This is a genomic window from Peptoniphilus timonensis JC401 (assembly GCF_000312025.1).
In the GTDB taxonomy this organism is placed as follows: domain Bacteria; phylum Bacillota; class Clostridia; order Tissierellales; family Peptoniphilaceae; genus Peptoniphilus_A; species Peptoniphilus_A timonensis.
The window spans coordinates 319634-335889 of the sequence record NZ_HE978593.1 but is presented as its reverse complement, the minus strand read 5'-3'; the positions used below and the strand labels follow the sequence as shown (position 1 = coordinate 335889).

Annotated in this window: 20 protein-coding genes and 2 pseudogenes; all 22 read right to left on the bottom strand. The window is 30.3% G+C overall.

Annotated elements, in window-relative coordinates; translation table 11 throughout:
- Positions 1-764: pseudogene (locus tag HGPT_RS01655) on the bottom strand (radical SAM protein); the annotation flags it as partial.
- 52 nt (positions 765-816) lie between these two features.
- A complete protein-coding gene (gene scfA, locus HGPT_RS01650) occupies positions 817-963 on the bottom strand; it encodes a six-cysteine ranthipeptide SCIFF (RefSeq protein ID WP_005956826.1) in 147 nt (48 codons plus the stop codon).
- Between the two features lie 8 nt (positions 964-971).
- Positions 972-1271, bottom strand: coding sequence for a preprotein translocase subunit YajC (yajC, locus tag HGPT_RS01645; protein WP_019138159.1), 300 nt, complete (start codon positions 1269-1271; stop codon positions 972-974).
- A gap of 81 nt (positions 1272-1352) precedes the next feature.
- Entirely contained in the window at positions 1353-2465 is a 1113-nt protein-coding gene (gene tgt, locus HGPT_RS01640; RefSeq protein ID WP_019138158.1) for a tRNA guanosine(34) transglycosylase Tgt, read from the bottom strand.
- A gap of 5 nt (positions 2466-2470) precedes the next feature.
- The gene (queA, locus tag HGPT_RS01635) at positions 2471-3490 is read right to left on the bottom strand and encodes a tRNA preQ1(34) S-adenosylmethionine ribosyltransferase-isomerase QueA (protein WP_019138157.1); all 1020 of its coding nucleotides are present in this window, start codon (positions 3488-3490) and stop codon (positions 2471-2473) included.
- Positions 3491-3503: 13 nt separating this feature from the next.
- Positions 3504-4622: a SpoIID/LytB domain-containing protein gene (locus tag HGPT_RS01630; protein WP_019138156.1), complete on the bottom strand. Its 1119-nt coding sequence runs from the start codon at positions 4620-4622 to the stop codon at positions 3504-3506.
- Between the two features lies 1 nt (position 4623).
- On the bottom strand, positions 4624-5625 hold the full coding sequence (gene ruvB, locus HGPT_RS01625; protein WP_019138155.1) for a Holliday junction branch migration DNA helicase RuvB: 1002 nt from the start codon (positions 5623-5625) through the stop codon (positions 4624-4626).
- Positions 5626-5629: 4 nt separating this feature from the next.
- Positions 5630-6214 carry a Holliday junction branch migration protein RuvA gene (ruvA, locus tag HGPT_RS01620; RefSeq protein WP_019138154.1) on the bottom strand — a complete coding sequence of 195 codons (585 nt, stop codon included), beginning with the start codon at positions 6212-6214 and terminating at the stop codon, positions 5630-5632.
- Positions 6214-6708, bottom strand: a complete 495-nt coding sequence (gene ruvC / locus HGPT_RS01615; protein WP_019138153.1) for a crossover junction endodeoxyribonuclease RuvC — start codon at positions 6706-6708, stop codon at positions 6214-6216. The genes ruvA and ruvC overlap by 1 nt, the downstream gene beginning before the upstream one ends.
- Positions 6709-6747: 39 nt before the next feature.
- Positions 6748-7164 (bottom strand): hypothetical protein, encoded by a 417-nt coding sequence (locus tag HGPT_RS09560; protein WP_245544072.1) that lies wholly within the window; start codon positions 7162-7164, stop codon positions 6748-6750.
- Positions 7165-7205: 41 nt separating this feature from the next.
- Positions 7206-7508: a hypothetical protein gene (locus HGPT_RS09555; RefSeq protein ID WP_245544071.1), complete on the bottom strand. Its 303-nt coding sequence runs from the start codon at positions 7506-7508 to the stop codon at positions 7206-7208.
- A gap of 102 nt (positions 7509-7610) precedes the next feature.
- A complete protein-coding gene (gene asnA, locus HGPT_RS01605; RefSeq protein WP_019138152.1) occupies positions 7611-8606 on the bottom strand; it encodes an aspartate--ammonia ligase in 996 nt (331 codons plus the stop codon).
- A 55-nt stretch (positions 8607-8661) separates the two neighbouring features.
- On the bottom strand, positions 8662-9315 hold the full coding sequence (locus tag HGPT_RS01600; protein ID WP_040542225.1) for a zinc dependent phospholipase C family protein: 654 nt from the start codon (positions 9313-9315) through the stop codon (positions 8662-8664).
- A 59-nt stretch (positions 9316-9374) separates the two neighbouring features.
- Positions 9375-11009, bottom strand: coding sequence for a glycosyl hydrolase family 18 protein (locus HGPT_RS01595; RefSeq protein WP_019138150.1), 1635 nt, complete (start codon positions 11007-11009; stop codon positions 9375-9377).
- 72 nt (positions 11010-11081) lie between these two features.
- Entirely contained in the window at positions 11082-11429 is a 348-nt protein-coding gene (gene rplS, locus HGPT_RS01590; protein WP_019138149.1) for a 50S ribosomal protein L19, read from the bottom strand.
- On the bottom strand, positions 11416-12159 hold the full coding sequence (gene trmD / locus HGPT_RS01585; RefSeq protein WP_019138148.1) for a tRNA (guanosine(37)-N1)-methyltransferase TrmD: 744 nt from the start codon (positions 12157-12159) through the stop codon (positions 11416-11418). The genes rplS and trmD overlap by 14 nt, the downstream gene beginning before the upstream one ends.
- 40 nt (positions 12160-12199) lie before the next feature.
- Positions 12200-12658 (bottom strand): ribosome maturation factor RimM, encoded by a 459-nt coding sequence (gene rimM, locus HGPT_RS01580; protein ID WP_019138147.1) that lies wholly within the window; start codon positions 12656-12658, stop codon positions 12200-12202.
- Positions 12645-12878 (bottom strand): KH domain-containing protein, encoded by a 234-nt coding sequence (locus HGPT_RS01575; protein WP_005956767.1) that lies wholly within the window; start codon positions 12876-12878, stop codon positions 12645-12647. Before HGPT_RS01575 ends, rimM begins: the two co-directional genes overlap by 14 nt.
- Before the next feature lie 21 nt (positions 12879-12899).
- A complete protein-coding gene (gene rpsP / locus HGPT_RS01570; RefSeq protein ID WP_019138146.1) occupies positions 12900-13199 on the bottom strand; it encodes a 30S ribosomal protein S16 in 300 nt (99 codons plus the stop codon).
- A gap of 51 nt (positions 13200-13250) precedes the next feature.
- Positions 13251-14589: pseudogene (gene ffh, locus HGPT_RS01565) on the bottom strand (signal recognition particle protein).
- 11 nt (positions 14590-14600) lie between these two features.
- Entirely contained in the window at positions 14601-14957 is a 357-nt protein-coding gene (gene ylxM / locus HGPT_RS01560) for a YlxM family DNA-binding protein (RefSeq protein WP_019138145.1), read from the bottom strand.
- A 159-nt stretch (positions 14958-15116) separates the two neighbouring features.
- Positions 15117-16256: signal recognition particle-docking protein FtsY (ftsY, locus tag HGPT_RS01555; protein WP_019138144.1), on the bottom strand; the 1140-nt coding region annotated here is incomplete at its 5' end.

Sequence of the window (16256 nt, the reverse complement as noted above, 5' to 3'; positions counted from 1 at the left end):
TTCCTCTGATAAAATAGTCTTTGTCCCCTCTTTTGTCAATAAGTTCTTTAAATTTTGGAACAATAATATCATAAGAACCCTTGCCATTTGTTGTTGGACGCATTTCATCATTAATTTCTTTTCTACCATCAATTGATAAAACGACATTGTCCATATTTTCATTTATAAAGTCTTGTATTTCATCATCAAGTAGCACACCATTTGTTGTTATGGTAAATCTGAAATGTTTATCGTATTTTTTTTCTTCTTCTCTACCATATGCTACAAGTTTTTTCACAAGATCGAAGTTCATTAGAGGTTCGCCACCAAAAAAGTCAACCTCTAAATTTTTTCTATTTCCAGAATTTTTTAATAAAAAGTCTAGTGCTTTTTTACCAGTTTCAAAAGACATAAGACTTCTGTCGCCCTTAAAATCTCCTTGTGATGCAAAGCAATATTTACATCTCAAATTACAGTCGTGGGCAACATGAAGACAAAGAGCCTTTACTACATTTTGTGGATTGTATTTAGGAAGTTTAAAGTGTTCATCTTCAGAAAATAAAAGTCCTTCCTTTGTCAAATAATCTATTTCTTCATAAGCTTCTTTAGCATCTTCTTCATTATAAATTTTTGTCAAATTTTTTTATTATTTCATCTTTAGATAAATCTTCATAGTCATCAATCATTTCATATACAATTTTTTCTACAACATGTACTGATCCACTTGCTATATCGAGGACAATGTATTTATCATTTAAATAAAATTTGTGAATTCTTTCTACCATCTTTACTCCTTTACTTAACCCCTAACAAAATAAAAGCAAGGTTTCCCTTGCCTTAGTTTTCAGAATTTTCACATTTTTGATTTCCAACAGTACAGCTAGTTTTGCAAGCTGATTGACAAGATGTTTGACATTCGCCACATCCGCCTTTTTCATAAGTTTTTTTAAGGTTTTTTTGTGTAAGTGTTTTAATGTGTTTCATAATATCTCCTATTCTTCTTCACTGTCTTTTAAATCAGCGTTCTTTTTATAAGTACCATTAACTCCCCACTTCATTACTTCCATTTTTGTATTGTCAGTTGAAGTTTCGATAACTAAGTAATCTTCCTTAACAAGGACAATTTTACCAATAATACCGCCAATTGTTATTATTTTATCTCCCACTTTTAAGTTTTCACGCATTTCGTTTATTTCATTTGCTTTTTTCTTTTGTGGTCTTATTAGGAAAAAATAAAAAATAACAAACATCAATATCAAAGGTATAAAATTTAACATTGCGTTTTGATTCATTATTAACCCCTTTCTTCTTTATAATTCATAATTATATTATACATTTAATCTCATAACTTAACAAGAATATTATTTAATGCCTTATTTATAACCATATTTTTTATAAAAATCATTTTTATATTCTAGGAAATAGTCGCCCTTTATTGACTCTCTTATATTTTCCATCATATCAATTAAAAAATAAAGATTGTGAATAGTTGCAAGTCTCATTCCAAGAATTTCATCAACATTAAATAAATGTCTCAAGTAAGCTTTAGAAAAGTTTCTACAAGTGTAACAATCACATTCATCATCTAATCTAGAAAAATCTTCCTTATATACTGCATTTTTTATTGGAATCCTACCCTTGTGAGTGAGGACTGTGCCATTTCTAGCAATTCTTGTGGGAAGGACGCAGTCTGCCATGTCCACTCCTCTTTCCACAGCTTCAAATAAATAATCTGGACTACCAACACCCATTAAATATCTTGGTTTGTTTTCAGGCATAAAATCTGTTGTAAAGTCTAAAATATCTGTCATTAAATCAACTGGCTCGCCAACAGAAAGCCCGCCAATAGAATAGCCCTTAAAGTCCATATCCACCATTTCTTTTGCAGAAATTTCTCTTAAGTCTTTATACATTCCACCTTGAATGATTCCAAAAAGAGTTTGATTATCTACATTTTTGTGATGATCTTTACACCTCTTAGCCCATCTAAGAGTTCTTTTCATAGAATTTTCAATATATTCATGACTTGCAGGATATGGTGCACATTCATCAAAGGCCATAATAATATCTGAGCCTAAAATATTTTGTATATCAATAGATTTTTCTGGTGATATAAACATTTTACTGCCATCAATATGACTTCTAAAATGAACTCCTTCTTCAGTTATTTTTCTGTTATCTGATAGTGAAAAAACTTGAAATCCACCTGAGTCTGTTAAAATTGGCTTGTCCCAATTCATAAATTTGTGGAGTCCTCCAGCTTTTTCTATAATTTCAGTACCTGGTCTTAAAAATAAATGATAGGTGTTTGCTAAAATTATTTGAGCACCAATTTTCTTTAACTCGTCTGGAGTCATAGTCTTAACTGTGGCCCTTGTTCCAACTGGCATAAAAATTGGAGTTTCAATTTCTCCATGATTTGTTGTTATCTTTCCAAGTCTTGCTTTTGAATCTTTAGATGTCTTTAATAGTTCAAATTTAAACATAAAACCTACCTTATAAACATGGCATCACCAAAGCTAAAGAATCTGTATCTTTCTTTAACTGCTTCTTCGTATGCCTTTAAAATAATCTCTCTACTTGAAAGTGAAGAAACAAGCATTAAAAGTGTTGACTCTGGCAAATGGAAGTTAGTTATCAAAGCGTCTATACACTTGAATTTGTAAGGTGGATAAATAAAGATATTTGTAAATCCACTCTTTTCACAAACTCTTCCATTTTCATCTGCTATAGATTCCACAGTTCTAACACTTGTTGTTCCAACTGCAATAACTCTACTTCCTATCTCCTTAGCTGCATTTATTTTATCTGCAACTTCCTTTGTCATAACATAGAATTCTGAGTGCATTTCATGTTCATCAACATTCTCAACCTTAACTGGTCTGAAAGTCCCTAATCCAACATGAAGAGTAATATAACAAATTTCTACTCCCATATCACTTAACTCTTGAAGCAATTCTTTTGTAAAATGAAGGCCTGCTGTTGGAGCTGCGGCTGATCCTTCTTCTCTTGCATAAACTGTTTGATATCTATTTTTATCTTCGAGTTTTTCAGTAATATAAGGTGGAAGTGGCATTTCTCCAAGTTCATCTAAGATTTCTTCAAAAATGCCTTCGTATTCAAACTTCAAAAATCTTGATCCATCGTCAGATATATCTACAACTTCTGCTGAAAGTTTGTCACTAAAAATTATTTTTGTTCCAATTTTTGCTTTTTTACCAGGTTTGGATAAACATTCCCAGATGTCACCCTTGTGATTTAAAAGAAGAAACTCAATTTTTTCTTCTTTTCCTTCCCTATGTCCATAAATTCTTGCAGGCATTACCTTGGTGTCATTTAATACTAGCAAATCACCCTTTTTAAGATAATCTTTTATGTCATAAAAATGTTTGTGTTCCATTTCACCAGTTTTTTTATCTAAAACTAAGAGCCTTGAATGGTCCCTTTTTTCTTCAGGATGTTGTGCTATTAATTCCTTTGGTAAGTCGTAATAAAAATCTTTTGTTTTCATTTTTGCCTTTCTATTATTTTATTTTTTCAATATTTGTTCCTGGAAAATAAAAATCAATAATGTCCTTGTAATTATTTCCCTTTTTAGCCATTTCAACTGCACCATATTGGCTCATGCCAACACCATGTCCATATCCCTTTCCATTTACAGTGACTTTATTAGCTGCCACATTTACATCAAACAAAGTTGACTTTACAATAGTATTTCCTATTTTTTTTCTAAAATCATTGGCATTAACTTTTACATCGCCCTTTGATGTTGAAAAAGTCAGGTTTTTTACTCTCTTTGAATCTTTTAAATCAAGTTTAACATCTTTTATATCTGTTAAATTTAATTTCTTTAAATCACTAGCTTTTAATTCATATTTCCAAGGATGAGTTGAATATGGGTCTTCTTTAGAGATAAGATAAGGAACACTGTTTCCACCCCAAGCTTCACTAGATGCTACAGTATAACCACCTGAAGATGCACAGAAAATAGTTTCTGCTACTTTTCCTTTGTACTTTATAACTTGACCTAAAGTAGATTCTACAGCTTCATTTGTGGATTTCTCCTCAACATCTTTTCCGTAATAAACTTGAGATCTAGTTGTGTCGTCTAAATTGTAGCCATTTTTTATAAATTTATTATAATTATTTATTGCAAATGATCTAGAACAAAGAGCTTGTGCCTTTAATGATTCCATTGGAAATTCTGGACTCATTTCTTTAGGTAGAACACCTTTTAAGTATTCGTCAATATTAATTCTATTTACAATATCTAATTTTTTGTTGTTAACTCTAAAAGATATAGATCCTCCATAATTTCTTTTAATTTTATCAACATATATTGGAGAATCAGAGGTAATTAAAAATGCTCCATCTTGTGGGAAATTTTGTAACTTAAAATTATTTCCTAATATATTAATTTTATTTCCATCAAAATTAATATTTATTTCTTTATTATTAGTATTGTTTATTATTTGATCATCTGAACTTATAATTCTAAAATTACTTTTTGATTTTAATTTTAGACTTTCTTTCGCAGATATAGATTTACCGATTTTAATGTCGATCATGTCATAATCTTCTTTTGCAAAGATATTAAGTGGTAGTAATGTCAAAAAAACAGCTAACAATATAATCTTTTTCATTTTAATCACCCTTATATTCTATACCAAAATGGTCATAAGCTCTTTTAGTGGCCATTCTTCCTCTAGGCGTCCTAATTATAAAGCCTATTTGCATTAAATATGGCTCGTAAACATCTTCTACTGTTCCCTTATCTTCCCCAATAGCTGCAGAAATTGCATCAATACCCACTGGCCTTCCATTAAATTTTTCTATCATTGTGAGAATTATTCTTCTGTCTATATTATCAAGTCCATACTTATCTATTTCAAGAAGATTAAGTCCTTTTATGGCAACCTTAGTTGTAATTGCTCCAGCTTCTTTTACCTCTGCATAGTCCCTAACTCTTTTTAAGAGTCTATTTGCAATTCTTGGAGTTCCTCTAGATCTTTTCGCTATCTCAAGTGCTCCTTCTTTTTCTATAGGCACATTTAAAATTTTCGCCGATCTCATAATAATTTCAACTAAAGATTCAGTATCATAAAGATCAAGCTTTAACATTACGCCAAATCTATCTCTTAATGGAGATGTTAACATTCCTGCTCTAGTGGTAGCTCCTATTAGTGTAAAAGGAGCGAGATCAAGTCTAATTGATCTAGCAGAAGGTCCCTTTCCTATTATTATATCCAGTGCATGGTCTTCCATAGCAGGATATAAAATTTCTTCAACCGATTTATTTAATCTGTGAATTTCATCAATGAAAAGAACATCATCATTATTTAAATTTGTAAGAATACTAGCAAGATCACCTTGTTTTTCAATTGCAGGCCCAGAAGTTACTTTTAAACTAACGCCCATTTCATTAGCTATTATTCCCGCAAGTGTCGTCTTCCCAAGTCCTGGTGGACCACTAAGCAAAGTATGATCAAGAGGTTCTGACCTATTTTTGGCAGCTTCAATAAATATTTTTAAATTTTCAACTACCTTATCTTGACCAATATATTCGTCTAACCACTTAGGCCTCAGGCTTATTTCCTTTGTATCACCATCGATAAGTTCTGGCTCTACTAATCTGTTTTTATCCATTTTATCAACCCATCAACTTCAAAGCTTCTCTTATTCTTTCAGATATATCTAGAGAAGGATCAATCTTTTCCAACGATTTTTTTGCATCATATACATTATAACCTAAGGAAATAAGAGCCTCAACTGCTGGATCATCCTTTTCTTCAAATACTGTTTCATCTTTATTAACCTGACATAAATCAAGGTTTAATTTTTCAATTTTATCCTTCAGTTCAAGTATAATTCTTTGAGCTGTCTTTTTTCCAACTCCAGGCAATTTTGTAAGAGACTTCTCGTCTTTTGAAACTATGTATTTAGCAATATTAGTTACATCATCACCATCCAATATTCCCATGGCAAGTTTTGGACCAATTCCAGATACTGTAGTCAAAAGATCAAAAGCATCTCTAGTTTCTGTATCTCTAAATCCATATAAAATTGCAGCATCTTCTCTAAGAACTAGCCTTATATTTATAAATACTTCTTCCTTTTCATAAAAAGTATGAAGCTCTCTCTCCACCATATTTACAATATATCCAATACCATTAGATTCTAGAACTAAATATCCCCTGTCAGTAGAATGTACTTTGCCTTTTAAAAATTCTATCATTATATCATCCTAAAACTTTCCTTAAATTTAATTGAACTTCCATGAGTTATAGCAACTGCAAGTGCATCAGCTACATCGTCAGGTTTAGGTACTTTTTCTAAATTCAAAATAATTTTTACCATTTCTTGAATCTGACTTTTTGTTGCCCTTCCATAACCAACTATAGCTTGCTTAACTTGTAAAGGTGTATATTCATAAAGACCGGCGTGAGATTTTTTTGCAGCAAGAACTTCTACACCACGAGCCTGGGCAACAGTAATGGCAGTTTTAACATTTTTGTTAAAAAATAATTCTTCAAAAGCTATATCATTGGGTTTATATTTTTCTATTAGTTCGTTCATTTCTGTGTATATGGAGTTTAACCTATTTGGAAGAGGAACTTTTGCCTCTGTGGTTATAGCTCCATAGTCTAAAACCTTATAAGAATTACCCTTAAGTTCTAAAAATCCATAACCAACTATTGCAATCCCTGGATCAATTCCCAATATTACCAATTTATCACCACTTTAAAAAGGATAGTGTAAAAACTATCCTTACTTGTATCTCTTTAAAACTCTATCATTAACTCCATCCCAAAAAGCATTTCTAAAAATCCTAAAACAATCTATGTAAAGAAATTTAGAAATTTTATTGTCTAATGTTTCAATTTCAGAATCTGTTAAATAGGAGTCTACTTCTTTAATTTGTACATCATCATCTTGACTTTTAAAAATAAGTTGAAGATCTAAGTGCTCATTTATGCTCTTAATCTTGTTGTTTAGAAGTTTTTTCCTAACATCAGTAAGAGTGTTTTTTATGAAAATTCTAATTTGCCTATCTTTTCTTATCTCTTTAAAAACTAACTTCTTGAAAGCTAAAACTTCTTCATTTTTAAATTCATATTGAAAAAGCTTTTTCCTATTATAAAGCTCATCAATAGTTAAGTACTTCAAGGTTATAATTTCAAGCATATTAATATGTTTTTTTGAATTAAAACCCAGTCTATATCCTTCTAAGTATAAGTAAGCTCTAATCTATTTATATCATCATGAATAAGATTTGAAAGGTTCCTAGCTATAAGCTCAATACCCTCTTTTTGTTTATAAATTTTAACTATGTCTTTTCTAAGATTCTCAAGAGTTACATACCTTGGATATATATTTTCTATGGATTCATAAACATTGTAAAGATTAAGTAAAATATTTATACTATCCAAATCACCCTTGTATAAGAAGTTTGCTATTAAGTATTTTTTTATATCTTTAAAGGAAAGGCTATTGTATGTTTTCTGATTTAATTTTTGTGCCAAGTCCATAAAAAAATCCTCCGTTAGTTCGTATAAAATAATTATACTACAAGTAACAGAGGATTGAAATCCAATTTGTAAATTTAATGTAATTATAATAATTTAATATTATTATAACAATCTTATTTTTTTGTCTTTACAGAAGCCTAAACTTTCTTCATCCCAAACACCAACTTGTACTTCTCCTATATGTTTTTTTTCTAAGAAGAACATACAAATTCTTGATTGACCAATTCCTCCACCAACTGTATATGGAAGTTCTGCATTTAATACATTTTTGTGGTAAGGAAGCTCAAGCCTATCAGTAGTATTTGCAAGTTCACATTGACTCTTTAAAGATTCTTCATCTACACGAATACCCATGCTTGAAACTTCTAGAGAGTTTTCTAGGACTTCATCCCAGAATAAAATATCTCCATTTAAATTCCAATCATCATAGTCTGGACTTCTGTGGTCATGTGGTTCACCAGAATTTAAATTGTGTCCTATACCAATAATAAAGACAGCACCCTTTTCCTTACATATTAATTTTTCTCTTTCCTTTGAACTTTTACCTGGGTATTTATCTTCTAACTCTTGAGAAGTTATAAAAAAGATTTCTTCAGGAAGCTTATTTGAAAGAATATAAGGATAAGTTTGATTAATGTATTCCTCAGTTCTTTTAAAAACTGAAAATATTTCTTTAACTATAAGTTTTAGATATTCAAGATTTCTATCCGATTTATTTATAATTTTTTCCCAGTCCCATTGATCTACATAGGAAGAGTGAATTTCATCTAATTCTTCTTCAGCTCTTATTGCATTCATGTCTGCATAGATTCCTTCATACATATTAAAATTATATTCTTTAAGAGCATTTCTCTTCCATTTTGCAAGAGATTGAACAATTTCAACATTTATTCCATATTGTCTTAAATCGAAATCTACTGCTTTTTCCCCATTTAAGTTATCATTAAGTCCTGTTTCAGGTCTTACAAAAAGAGGAGCAGAAACCCTTTGTAAATTTAAAGTATTTGCCAAATCTCTTTGAAAGTAATCCTTAACTGACTTAATTGCAATTTGCGTTTCTCTAAGATCTAATTTAGTAGCATTAGAATTATTTCTCATTTTTCCTCCCTAACTATAAAAAACTTTCACCCATAACGGGTGAAAGAATTTTTCTTTAAATAAATTGTAAATCAAATTCTCCATTGTATTGAAGACTTGATTCAATAACCAACATAGAAATATTTGTAGATAAGTTTAAAGCAAAGTTTAAATCATTATCAAAAGAGTGGTTTGACTTTTTATATTCATCAATAACATCAACTAAATAATTTTTTATTCTAGCTTCTAGCTTAGTATCAGAATCTTCTAAAAAGTTTATATCACCTGTATTAATTACACTAAAAAAATCACTTTCTAGATATTTATTTTCTCTAGCATATACTGCTAGGTCTTGTTCATATCTTACGTGTTTTCTCAAATTTTCTACAAAGGTCATTCTGTAAGCATGAGGATAGCAAACAAAATCACAAAGATAGTGCATTATTATGCCAAGCCTCTTACTCATATAATTAATTAATAGCTTGCTTTCATTTCCTTCAGAAAAAGAAAACCTTGAGAAGAAAATTAATTTTGTAATTTCCTTTGCAATAAAGTCTCCTGATTCGTCGAAATAATGTCTCTTCGTTTTGTAATAAGGAAGAACATCAGGAGCAACTGAGCCCCAAAGCATTTTTTCCGAATTTAGATTAACATTATATTTATCTTTTATTCTGTCGTGAACAATTTTTGCCACGATTTTATGTGTATCTGGTAAAATTTTTAAACACATCCTATTAAATCAAATTTTATATAATTAATTTTATACTTTAAAGTCAGAATTGTCAATTTTTAGTTAGTTTTATCCAATTCTTGAGATATTACATCCCAAATATTTGATGTTTCAAATCCTAATCTCCAGCTTCCAACTCCAGCTAAATTATATTTATTTACAAGAGAAACTTTTTTCTCAATAGAATTTGCATCTTCAATCCAGATTTTATATTGAGCTCCATTTTCTTCATATTCCACATAATTTTGTTGAGATTCTTTATCCCATATTGGTTTTAGACTCTTAGCTGCAATTATCCTTGCAACTTCATCCATGGAAATTGTCTTTGAAGTTACTTTTCCACCAGCTTCTTTCCATAATCTTGTGTATAATGGAACTCCTAAAATCATTTTTCTATTTGGAATATTTCTAAATAAAACATTAACGCTTCCTTCTACCCATTTATATTGGGCTACTGAGCCTGCTTTATCAGATGAACCCCAGTGTTGATCATATGCCATTACAACCATATAATCTGCTAATTCAGAAAGTGCCTTTCTATCATAAGGTTCTTTTGTAACATCTGATGAAATTTGTGGTGTAACATCAACTGTTAATATGAAATCTTCTCCTGCAGCTTCTCTAAATTCTCTTACAAAATCTGTTATATAATCTCTATCTTCAATTTTAGTATGTTCAAAGTCAATATTTATACCCTTCATTCCATACTTTCTACAAAGTTCAAGAGTTTTTTCAATTATTTTTTTACGACTTGCTTCATTTGACAAAGCCTTATGAGTAATATCAGGATCAAAGGAGTTGTCAAGATATGCCCAAACTTCTATTCCAAGATCCTTATATCTTTTAATATAATTTTGATTTCCTCTGTCAATCATATCTCCATTGCCATTTTTAATTGAGAACCAAGTAGGAATTATTACATCAAGTCCATAAATATCTTTTATTTGGTTTACCTTGTCATCAGAATGTTCTGCATAAGTGTAGTCCCAAGTTAAATTTATTGGACTATCAGAAATGTTTTTTGAAGATGATTTAAGACTTACTTTTTGGAAATTTTCATCTAAGTCATTCTTTAAAACATAACCTGCATAACCTTCAGGCATTCTAACCTTACAATATTTACCCTTTTCTTCGTAAACATAAAGTTCTTCACCAGCTAGAAGTTTTTTAATTATTGGACTTCTCTTAGATCCAGACTCTCTTAAAAGAGTTTCTGAATTTGTTTTTGTTAAATCATATTCTTTATTTCTATAATCTAATAAAAGGAGTCTAATGTCTTTGTTATATCTAAGACTGACATCATAATCATAGATAAAAGCTTCAATTGGCAACATAATTTTATTATTTTTTTCAATTACTGGAGCTCTTAAATCTATAGTTCCACTATTAAATTTAGCTTCATATTCATTTAACTTTAAAATCTTATCCGCATGATCATTATGAATTTCGACTTCTTCTGTTGACTTGTCATAGAAAATATCATCGTCAAGATATTTTTTTATGTAGTCAAGAGAAAGATAAATCATACCATCTTCTATGCAAAAATCTTCTTTGTCTATATCCTTATCTTCTGTCAAAAAATTAAATTCATCGTACTTAGTTGAAATTTTACTAGTTCCTCTATTTTCAACAAATAAAAAAGCACCTGCGGCTAGGACAACTAATAAAAATAAGCTCATAAAAAGTTTTTTCATTCTACATCACACCTTTATCAATTTATTTGCTCAAAATAAAAGATACTAAAAATAGGACATAAAGTCCCACTCTTAGTAATTAGTCTTTTCTTTAACTTTTGCAGCCTTACCTTGTCTATCTCTAAGATAGTTAAGTTTAGCACGTCTAACTCTACCTTTTCTTGTAACTACTAGTTCAGCAATTCTTGGAGAGTTTAGTAGGAAAGTTCTTTCTACTCCAATACCATAAGAAATTCTTCTTACTGTGAAAGTTTTTCTTGAACTTTTACCTTGAATTTTTATAACAGTTCCATCAAAAACTTGGATTCTTTGTCTTTCGCCTTCGATTATTCTGTAGTGAACACTAACATTATCCCCAACATTAATTTCAGGTAAATCATTATTTAATTGTTCATCTTCAATAGCTTTAATATAATCCATTGTCTTTACCTCCTTCCAGTAAATCATTTAATATATCTTTTTCTTCATCATTTAAAATTTTATCTTTTAATAGATCTGGCCTTTTCTGTAAAGTGTTCTTTATAGATTCTCTTAGTCTATATTTTCTAATTTTTTCATGATCACCACTTAAAAGAATATCTGGAACTTCAAGTCCTCTAAACTCTCTTGGCCTAGTGTATTGTGGATGTTCCAAAAGCCCATTATAATGTGATTCATCTTCAAAAGACTCTTCACTAGCAAGTACACCATCAAGTAATCTTGATACTCCATCTATTATAACCATAGATGCCAATTCTCCACCAGTCAAAACATAATCTCCAATAGAAATTTCTTCATCTACATAATTTTCAATGACCCTATTGTCAATTCCTTCATAATGCCCGTTTAGAAGAATTAGGTGTTTTTCATCTTTAAGCTCTTTTAACTTCTCTTGTGTAAGCACCTTGCCTTGTGGAGACATATAGTAAACCTTAGAATTTTCTGTCTTTACAGATTCTATTGCCTCTACTATTGGTTTGATTTGCATTAGCATTCCAGGTCCACCGCCATAAGGATAATCATCAACTTGTAGATATTTATTAATTGCAAAATCTCTTATATCCACAGTCTCAAGATCTAATTTTCCTTCACCGATTGCCCTTCCAACAATAGAAAAATCTCTAATATTATTTATGAATTCGGGAAATAATGTTAAAACACTTATTTTCACAAAATCATTCCTTCAATTAATTTTATAGTTATTGTTGAATCTATTTTTTGATAAATTCTTTTACTCCAGGTATTTGATAAATCTCTTTATCTTTACTTTCAACTATAAAGATATCATTAGCAGGATATTCCAATATATCTTTTACAAGGCCAATAAAAACTCCATCAGTGTCGTAAACCTCTTTTCCAATTAAATCGGAAATATAGTATTGATCTTCTTTTAGTTCTAATCTGTCTTCATCTCTTATATAGATTTCACTGCCCTTTAAATAAAAGACATCATTAATATTTTCATAACCAGTAAAAGTCAAAAATACGAAATCATTAACTCTAACTTTTTTTATAAAAAATTCTTCTAAGTCATCACCGACGAAGACACTCTTTAGTTTAGAAAATCTATTTTTGTCGAAAGTATAGGGCTCAACTTTAACTTCACCCTTAATACCATGAGTATTTATAATTTTACCAATGCAAGTAATTGAATCTTTAATATTCTTCAATTTCCAAATTAACCTTTACATCTTCTTTTAGTGAAACAGCTTTTAAAATTGCCCTTATTGCTTTAGCAATTCTGCCTTGTTTGCCAATAACTTTTCCCATATCATTTGATGCAACTTTAAGAGTAATATCAATTGAATTATCATTCTTAGTCATTGCCACATCAACTGAAGAAGGATCGTCAACTAAAGATTTAGCAATATATTCAATTAATTCAACCATTTTGGTCCTCCAAACATACTGTTATTCAGTAGCTTCTGATTCACTTGCTTCTGCTGTATTATTAGAGTTTCTTTCAGCGCCATACACTGAGTTTTCTCTGAAAAGTCTGTCAACTGTATCAGTAGGTTTTGCACCATTTTTAATCCAATTGTTAGCTTTTTCTGCATCTACAACAACTTTCTTAGGAGTTGTAAGTGGGTTATAATAACCAATCTCCTCGATGAATTTTCCATCTCTAGGACTTCTAGAGTCTGCTACAACTATTCTATAAAAGGGTTTTTTCTTTGCACCCATTCTTCTAAGTCTAATTTTAACTGCCAAATTATTCACCTCCACAATAAAAATCATATATATTAAAATATATAAGCTAGTTTAAAAGGAAAAAGGTAATTTAAATTTTCTTTTTCCCATAGTCTTGGACATGTTTCCAAATTGTTTCATCATTTTTCTCATGTCCTTAAACTGTTTAATAAGTTTATTTACATCTGCTGGACTAGTTCCAGAACCTTTTGCAATTCTCTTCCTTCTGGAAGAATCTATAATCTCTGGCTTTTGTCTTTCCTTTTTTGTCATAGAAAGAATCATTGCCTCAACTTTAGCAAATTCATTTTCAGGCAAATTAATGCCCTTTAAAGCCTTGTTGTCAATTCCAGGAATCATTCCTATAATATCTTCAAGAGGTCCCATATTTTTCATTTGTTGCATTTGATCTAAGAAATCTTCAAATGTAAAAGTTGACTTTCTCAACTTTTCTTCAAGTTCCTTTGCCTTTTTATCATCAACTGCAGACTGTGCTTTTTTCAATTAAGGAGAGCACATCCCCCATTCCAAGTATTCTTGAAGCCATTCTGTCCGGGTGAAAAACTTCTATATTATCCATTTTTTCACCACTGGCAATAAATTTAATAGGAACATCAGTAACTGATCTAATTGAAAGGGCAGCACCACCTCTTGCATCACCATCAAGTTTTGTTAAAATTACACCAGTTAGCTTTAACATATCATCAAATGTATCAGCAACATTTACTGCATCTTGTCCTGTCATTGCATCAAGAACAAGAAGTACTTCTGATGGTTCTAAAGCTTCATGTATATCTTGAAGCTCTTTCATAAGTTTTTCATCTATGTGAAGTCTACCTGCAGTATCTATTATTACTACATCATTTCCATTTTTCTTGGCGTGTTCAAGAGCTGCCTTAGAAATATCTACTGGAGAAATTTTATCTCCCATAGTAAATACTGGCGTGTCAACTTGTTCTCCAACAACTTGAAGTTGTTTTATGGCTGCTGGTCTGTAAACGTCACATGCGACTAAAAGAGGTCTTTTTCCATCTTTTTTTAATTTATTGGCAAGTTTACCACTAGTAGTAGTTTTACCTGCACCTTGAAGACCACACATCATTATAACAGTTGGTTTCTTAGAAAAGTCAATTTTAACTTCACTTGTTCCCATTAAATTTGTGAGTTCTTCATTAACAATTTTAATAACTTGCTGGCCGGGAGTTAGAGATTCTAAAACTTCTTTTCCCAAAGCCCTTTCTTTTACTGTCTTAACAAAAGTCTTAACAACTTTAAAATTTACATCAGCTTCAAGAAGTGCAAGTTTTACTTCACGCATTGCTGCATCTATATCTTTTTCAGATAATTTACCTTTGCCTCTTAGGTTTTTCAAAGTATTTTGCAATTTATCGGATAAACTTTCGAATACCAAAAATCCACCTCCTAGTCAAAAAGTATTTCTCTAAGTTCTTTAAACTTCAAATTATTATTTTGATTTAAAGTCTCTTCTTCTATACTTTCTAAAATAGTTTCAATTTTTTCTCTTTTTATTTCTTTATTAGCTTCTTCTTTTTTTGAATTTTTTATTAACTCAAGTTTTTCCTCAAACTCTTCCAAATTATTTTCTGCTCTTTTTAAATTATCAAATACTGCTTGCTTTGAAATATTAAGTTCAGAAGATATCTCGTTTATAGTACAATCATAAACATAATACATATAAGCTGCCTTATTTTGCTTTTCAGTAAGAAGCTTTCCATAAAAATCAAGTAAGCTGTTCATCCTAAAAAATTTTTCATTCATTTTATCACCATTTTTCTAGAGAGGTCAACCTTTTTACTTGACCTATATAATTCTAACTAATAGTCCTTAGAATGTCAACATTTTTCTTTGATTTTTTTATATTTTTATGAATTTTTAATTAAAAAAAGATAGACAGCAAGGTCTACCTTTATTTAAAGCTTATCCAAAAATTGTTTCTAGGAAACTATCTATATTAAAGTTTTGAAGATCATCAATTCCTTCTCCAACCCCAATAAGTTTAATAGGAATTCCAAGCTCTGATTGAAGTGCTATTACAACTCCACCCTTAGCAGTCCCATCAAGTTTTGTAAGGGCAATTCCTGTTATATCAGTTGCTTCTTTAAAAGTTTTTGCTTGACTTATTGCATTTTGTCCTGTTGTGGAATCTAAAACTAAGAGATTTTCTCTGTTCGCTTCTGGATATTTATTTGAAATAATTCTATTAATTTTTTCAAGTTCCTTCATTAAATTAGACTTATTGTGAAGTCTTCCTGCTGTATCAACTATTAATACATCAGTTTTTCTAGCCTTGGCAGCTTCTATAGCATCAAATACAACAGATGCAGGATCAGATCCTTCTGCGTGGCTAATTATATCGACATTAGCCCTATTTCCCCATTCTTTTAATTGATCAATTGCAGCAGCCCTAAAAGTATCTGCAGCACAAACTAATACAGACTTGCCTTCTCTTTTAAAACGAGAAGAAAGCTTTCCAATTGTAGTTGTCTTTCCAACTCCATTTACTCCAACTACAAGAACAATCGCTGGTGCTTCTGTATTAATTGGAGTATTTAATTCTGGATTCATTAATTTTTTTGCTTCTTCCATTAATATTGGCTTAACTTTCTGAGGATCGTTTATTTTTTCTCTGATAATTGTTTCACGCAAATTATCAATTAATTTCATTGTTGTTTCCATACCAACATCTGCTGAAATTAAAATATCCTCTAAATCTTCTAGCATCTCGTCATCAATTTTGACGTAAGCTCCAAGGACAGTATTGATCTTTATGCCAACTTCTTTTCTTGTTTTGTCTAAACCATCTTTTAATCTTTGGAATAAAGAAGCCTTTTTTGGTTCTTCGCAAACTTTTTCTTCTTTCTTTTCTTCTTTATCTTCTAAAGCATCTTTTATGACTTCTTGGTCTTGAAATACTTCATTTGTATCTTCTTTTTCTTCAGAACTTTCAATTTCTTTCTTTGAAAGATTTTCTTCTTTTGAAATTTCTTCTAGTTTTTCATGGATTTCTTCCTTGTCACTTTTTTCTTCTGAAGGAATTTCTTCTTTTATTTCTTCCTT